Annotated in this window: 3 protein-coding genes and 1 pseudogene; 2 read left to right on the plus strand and 2 right to left on the minus strand. The window is 57.1% G+C overall.

The features are described from left to right. Positions 1 to 2,660: 2,660 nt before the first annotated feature. Together AAAB35_RS29255 and AAAB35_RS29260 are read right to left on the minus strand one after the other, a co-directional pair. A pseudogene (locus AAAB35_RS29255) lies at positions 2,661 to 3,382 on the minus strand (SOS response-associated peptidase). A 14-nt stretch (positions 3,383 to 3,396) separates the two neighbouring features. Then, positions 3,397 to 3,870, minus strand: coding sequence for a hypothetical protein (locus AAAB35_RS29260; protein ID WP_340671838.1), 474 nt, complete (start codon positions 3,868 to 3,870; stop codon positions 3,397 to 3,399). A 190-nt stretch (positions 3,871 to 4,060) separates the two neighbouring features. Here AAAB35_RS29260 and ligD point away from each other — a divergent pair, with 190 nt between their 5' ends. Beyond that, entirely contained in the window at positions 4,061 to 5,110 is a 1,050-nt protein-coding gene (gene ligD, locus AAAB35_RS29265) for a non-homologous end-joining DNA ligase (RefSeq protein WP_112825978.1), read from the plus strand. A 76-nt stretch (positions 5,111 to 5,186) separates the two neighbouring features. Further along, positions 5,187 to 5,807, plus strand: coding sequence for an isoprenylcysteine carboxylmethyltransferase family protein (locus AAAB35_RS29270; protein ID WP_112643830.1), 621 nt, complete (start codon positions 5,187 to 5,189; stop codon positions 5,805 to 5,807). Positions 5,808 to 5,949 lie beyond the last annotated feature (142 nt).

The following is a 5,949-nucleotide window of genomic DNA, read 5'->3' on the forward strand; positions in this document are numbered from 1 at the left end:
CTTTAAACCCCGCCCGTAACACTTTGTTCCCGCTATTCAGCGGGTAGACGAAGAAGGAGCAATTCCAGCAACTCTCGGGGCGTGAGCGTCGAATTCGACGACATGAGCTCGATGCGACATTTACGGCGCCCCGAGCCTGAATGCTGTCAGGGTCGGTTCGGGTCGCGTGAGGAAGTGATCTCACGGTTCCCGCTCAAGGCAAGAGCACGTCGTATCTGGCCTTGGAAGGGGCCGCCAACTTCTCAAGGCCGGGCAGGGATAGTCGTGCGTGACGAGTAGCCGCCCTAGGCGGGCGCCATGAGGCTTGCTATCTCCAAACGATGAATCAGAAACATTTCATCGCTCTCAGTGTGACGGCGTTCATCGGGTTGATGTGCGTACTGTTGGTGGCGGTCTCAATCCTTGGCCATGCGGTCGCAATCCCGCCGGTGTAGTGGACGCGAAAAAAACTGCCTGATGGGCACAAGCGCGGGGCAAGGAAGATCGATAGTCGGGACAGAAGTCCGAAAAAAAGCCCCGCGTAGAGCGGGGCAAGGTCAGAAGTTTGGACGCCAGTAGGATGCCGTCGATTTTCACCAAATCCAACTTTGATTTTCGCGGCTAGTCAACAAAGAGACCCCGCCGGCGTGGAGGCTAAGCGGGGCTCTAAGGCAAATGCAGTTTAAGCGGGAGCGGCGAAGAGGGGAAACCCGTTCCGTGCGACTTAAACCAGCAACTTCGATATTTGTTCCGTGCCTGGTGGAGCACCACGGGTTCGCTAGCAAACCGGAACCGGACGCGACGCTAGCGGTTTTGCTATTGGCTTTTGCGGACCCCACCGCTCCCGCGAAGCTTCATTGCTCCTTTAGCCCCGCATCCGCGACTGCGGGTCCTTCTCATCTCGATACGAGAAATTGCCAGCCTCTACGGAACCGGCGGTGACATCGCTGCGTTGGTCAAGGCGGAGGAACGTGAGAGCGAGACTCGATTCCTCCACTCCATGACCCCCAATTCTGGCCCCGCTTTCCTTCAGCGGGGCCATTTTTTGGTGTGTTCGCTGACGTACCGGAACAGAGGGATTGTCGCGGCGTTTTTTAAATTGGCGGAACTGAGAACATAGGCGTTCGGCCCGCCCTGAGATAACCTCCCCAACTCAACCCCACCCTCTTCGAGCGAGCGCTGCAAGAAAATATTAGCGACACTTTAAATTAGGGTTAGAATGTCACGGTGCTTTCGGGACCGCCCTCCCGAGGGTGCTTTCTCAGAACTGGCCCTCTGCGCTGATACCCCGACGGAGGGCATTTTCTTTGCTAATTCTGAGCGCCGCAGGGTTACCGAAGGCAGGAACCAAACGCGCGTCTTCTCCGTTTAGGGTCGGGCTTCGGGTAACTTTCTCCCAGCGAAGCCTCAATGCTCAATTGCCCCGCAACCGCGACTGCGGGGATCATTTTCTGCCAGACGGTACGCTTGCGTACTGGAACCCCGGCAGACTAGTGTGCGTTACTTGTCAGGACTTGAGCACTCTTGTTCAGACCCTTTCCAGTCACACTAACTCCCACCCCGCTTCCTTCGGCGGGGTTTTTTCTGGTTGCCATCACCGGCTCGTATACTCAGTTTTTACGATCCCTGCGTACACGGTGGAGGGGCATAGGCAGGACGTTTTATGGACGGCAGGAAAACTCATCGGAGGCGCACGCTCACCGGCGCGAAAACTTCTCAATGGAGGTTCCAGCGTTCTGGATGTGTCGAGGACCTTTCAGACGGCGGCGCGCGTCTATATGGATGGCGCTATTGCAGTCCCACCAGCGGACTTCGATTTGCATCTTTCAGATGGTCGCGTTTTTCGTTCCTGCCGTATCGCATGGCGTCAGGTATCTTCCTGGGAGTCTCTTTCTCCCAGCCGTCAGTCAATGCCGCATGAGCCGGTGGTAGACTATCGGAACAGCTGACGCTGGCAATTTGCGGGAAGCCTCCGCGAGCTGGGATGGACGAAGACTTCCCTAGTGTGCCGCCCCAGCCGCTAAGCTTTCGGGACACGCGTATCTTACGCTCAATATGCCGCACCACCACGGACTAGGTCTGATGCACATGATGGTTAAGCGTCAACCGTGCCAGTCGTTTCTGGGCGGGTTCCGGAATGCGCCGAGGGGTTTGCACGCGAGGGGCGCGTGCCCGGAGCATTCCGGCGTCCGGTGGGTTTGGGACGCCACAAGTTATGCAGGATAGGGCTCGCTTGACCAGTCGGACAAAGGTCCTGAACCCACCAGACCCGAGTCCGATCCATCTCGGACTTAGGTCCGATGTTCAGGAACAACACTAATGACGTATTAAGACCCGAGGCATGAGATACCGCCTTGCTAACGAGTATGCGCAAATCGGAATGGGAATAAGAGATGAAGAAGCTCGCTATCGCTGCGCTGGCGTTCGCGACTACGTTGTCAGCGTCGCCGGCATTCGCTCAGATCTACTTTGAGTATGGCACCGGCCCTCGCTACTACGATGATCCTCCAGCCCCGCGGTACTATCGTTATTCACCACGCGACGTGTACGATGACGACTATGACGGCCCTGGATATCGCTACGCCCAACGCTGCTGGACACAGAGATACTACGGATACCGCCACGGCCACCGGGTCGTGCGATACAGGAACGTCTGCGACTAGGCGCTGGCCTGGCCTCGATCAGATCATCGTCGGTTCGGGATCAGGGTCGATCTCGTCGATGATGTCCGCCGTATCGTTCCTTGGCGAGCCGACCTTTCTGTCGACCGGCCACATCTTCATCAGTTCGGCGGGGAGGGGCCTCATGAGGTCGTCCGGGTCTGGCTCCGGTGATAGCCACCGGTCGTAATCGCCTCGATGCAAGATGACGGCATTCGGTCATGGATTGTCGCCATCATCTCGTTTGGTGGGCACGTAATGGCCGCGAAATTGCGGATCTCGACGCTGGTGGTTGGATCACGCCATGTGTCCCATATGCCGGCGAGCGCGAAGGGCTGTCATCGGCCATGGCAATCGCGTAGGGCTGCTTGTTCTTGCCCGTCCCGTAGATGTCCTTCCATTCGAAGTAGCCGTTGATTGGCACGAGGCACCGACGTAATCGATACGCCGACTTGAACAGGCCATTGGTGGCGATGCCCTCGCGACGTGCGTTGATCGGAGGCGGTCGGCCTCCCGGCTTCATCCAAGACGGTTGGAGGCCCCAACGAGCTGAAACGAAGACCGGCCCCATGATATCAGGCTCGCGCACCATGTCGCGAATGATGATCGGATAAGTAGAGGGAAGGGGCGCCGTTATACCTCGGGAGCTGGTTGCTGAGGCTCCCGACGTCACCGCGGTCGGCGAACGCGAAGTTCTGCAGCATCTCCTCGAGAGTTGCCTTGATGTAGATGCGTCCGCACATTCCTAAACCTCCCTTCAGTCTCGCGACAAATGCCTCACCATCAAGAGGGCGCCCTTGTACCCACACTTGCATCGCATGAGGCCTGCGACCTGCCGCAGCGTCAATCCCTTCCCAACCTTCTTCTGTATCCCCCAGCGATCGATAGGCTTCCGGCGATTGCACTCCGGACATAGCGCAAACAGAAACTCGTACTGCGCCAGCTCGCCGAGCGTTCTCTCGTGATCGGCCTTACGGGGCGGCACCTCAATGCCCAGCATCTCCTCGGCAGAATGGTCATACCTTATCTGGCAGTTATCGTTGAACGGTGCATCGTGTCCGCGATTGCGGCCAAACTCCTTGGCGAAGTCGTAGCGCAGTTCCGGCATGGGCTTGTTGCCGTAGCGGGCGAGGCCGTCCGCGGCAGCCGTTGAGCCGCTGCGTTGGCATTTCTCACAGGAATATCGAAGCTCGTGCCCAATGAAGTCGGACGGATAATAGGCCATGCGCATGGCGCCTCTCCTTGAAGAGGTTGCCGACAGCCGCATGTTGTCGATGATATTGGTTTCCGCTCCCGCCCGAGCGAAAAGACATGTGGCCTTGAGAGCTCGCCGCGTCAAGCCCCATTCAACCTTGCTATCCCGTGCCAATCGTCACATCAGGTTAATTGTCTTTTCAAGCTTTCTCTTATTTAATCTCCGGATGGCAAAGTCACCACCTTCCAAGCCACTCCTGGCAGACGAAACGCCGCTTCGTTCGCGTGCACGAAAGCCACGCGATCCATCGCAACCACGACTTCCGTTCGATCCAATGCCTGACCGCGTCGAGCCGTGTCTCGCGCTCATAAAGTCGCGTCCACCAGTCGGGCCGGATTGGCTGTACGAATTAAAATGGGACGGGTACAGGATCGCCGTCCATCTGAACAATGGCCATGTAAGGATACTTACCCGCGGCGGTCATGACTGGACGCATCGCTTTCCTGGCATTGAAGATGCGGCCAAGCGTCTCGGCGTTGGTACCGCCATTCTGGATGGCGAGGCAGTTGTTCTCGACGAGGAAGGGCGGCCCCACTTCGGTAAGCTGCAGAACTCGTTAGGCGGTCGGGGAGGGAAGCTGCCGGCCGGCGACGCCATTATGTTCGCATTCGACCTGTTGTACTTCGACGGCCACGATATTCGCAGCCTCGAACTGACTTCTCGCCGCTACTTCCTCCAATCACTCCTAAAAAATGAAACGGGCGCTATCCGTCTGTCTGAAACCATTGACGGCGACGGACGCGATATCTTCGACGCGGCCTGCGAGCATGGTCTCGAAGGCATCATCGCCAAATACAAAGACGCCCCCTATCGGTCTGGCCGGTTCGGTGAGTGGATCAAGGTCAAGTGCACCCAGTCAGGTAGCTTCATCGTCGTGGGCTACGAGCTTTCCCTGGTGGCGCGATCGGGCATCGGCAGTCTTTTGCTGGCGGCGCGCAAGGGAGATGATTGGGTCTACGTCGGTTCGGTCGGGACAGGCTTCAACGAGCGCAGCGCCGAATACCTTCGAAAGACGCTGGACCGGATCAAGCGGAAGACACCACCCGTCAAATATGAGGGGAGGCGTAAGAACCTCGCCTGGGTGCAGCCCACCCTCATCGCAGAGATCGAATATCGTGCCTGGACCCACGACGGTAAACTGCGGCACGCATCCTACAAGGGGCTACGTGAGGTGCAGGATAATGCTGCGGTCTATGAGTTTACTCCGGTAACCTAGCTGAGACAGGACCATTTTTTCAGTCATTTAAAGCGCCAACCAGTGCCACGCAAAATGGATCGGGAGGGACGTCCGAATGGAGGCATCGAGCACTAACAAACCCTTTTTGCAGAAGAAACGCATCCGCGGGCTTTGGCTCGCTACGACGACCTTTTTTGTTGTCGTGTTCCTAACTCGTCCCCTGTACGCAGGAGCAGCTTTGCACCAACTATCTGAGAACATTGGCGTCGTTCTCGTCATCGCAGGTGTTCTGGGCCGTCTCTGGGCAACGCTGTATATCGGCCAACGCAAGAACAGACACCTAGTAACCACCGGCCCTTATTCCATAACCAGGAACCCGCTTTACGCTTCGTCGATGCTGGCGATACTGGGCGTGAGTTTGATGATCGGGTCCGTATTGATCACAGCCGCTTTCGTGCCGACTTTCTTTTTTCTGTTCGCCTACGCCGCGCGGCGCGAGAGCGAATATCTCAGATCAAAATTCGGCTCTGCCTATGACGACTATGCGGCACGAACTCCATTTTTCATGCCGAACCCGCTATTGATGAAGCTCGACGCAGAAGTCACCTTCCGCACCTCGGCTTTGTCTACCGCGTTCCGAGACTCCCTTTTCTTAGTAGCGTTGATTCCTCTATGTGATCTGCTGGAGTTCCTGCACAACGAGGGATACCTCCGAGCAGTTTTCTATATTCCATGAGCCAGAGTGATTGATCTCAATTACTTTCGATCGATTTCGGAGCCAACGGAGCAGGCTCAACTACTCAGCGGTAGTCGGCTTGTCTCGGGGTGGAATCTCCGGCCAGCCCTACAGGACTAATATTTCTTCCAGTGCGCCTTGT

The organism is Phyllobacterium sp., assembly GCF_037994425.1.
Lineage (GTDB): Bacteria > Pseudomonadota > Alphaproteobacteria > Rhizobiales > Rhizobiaceae > Phyllobacterium.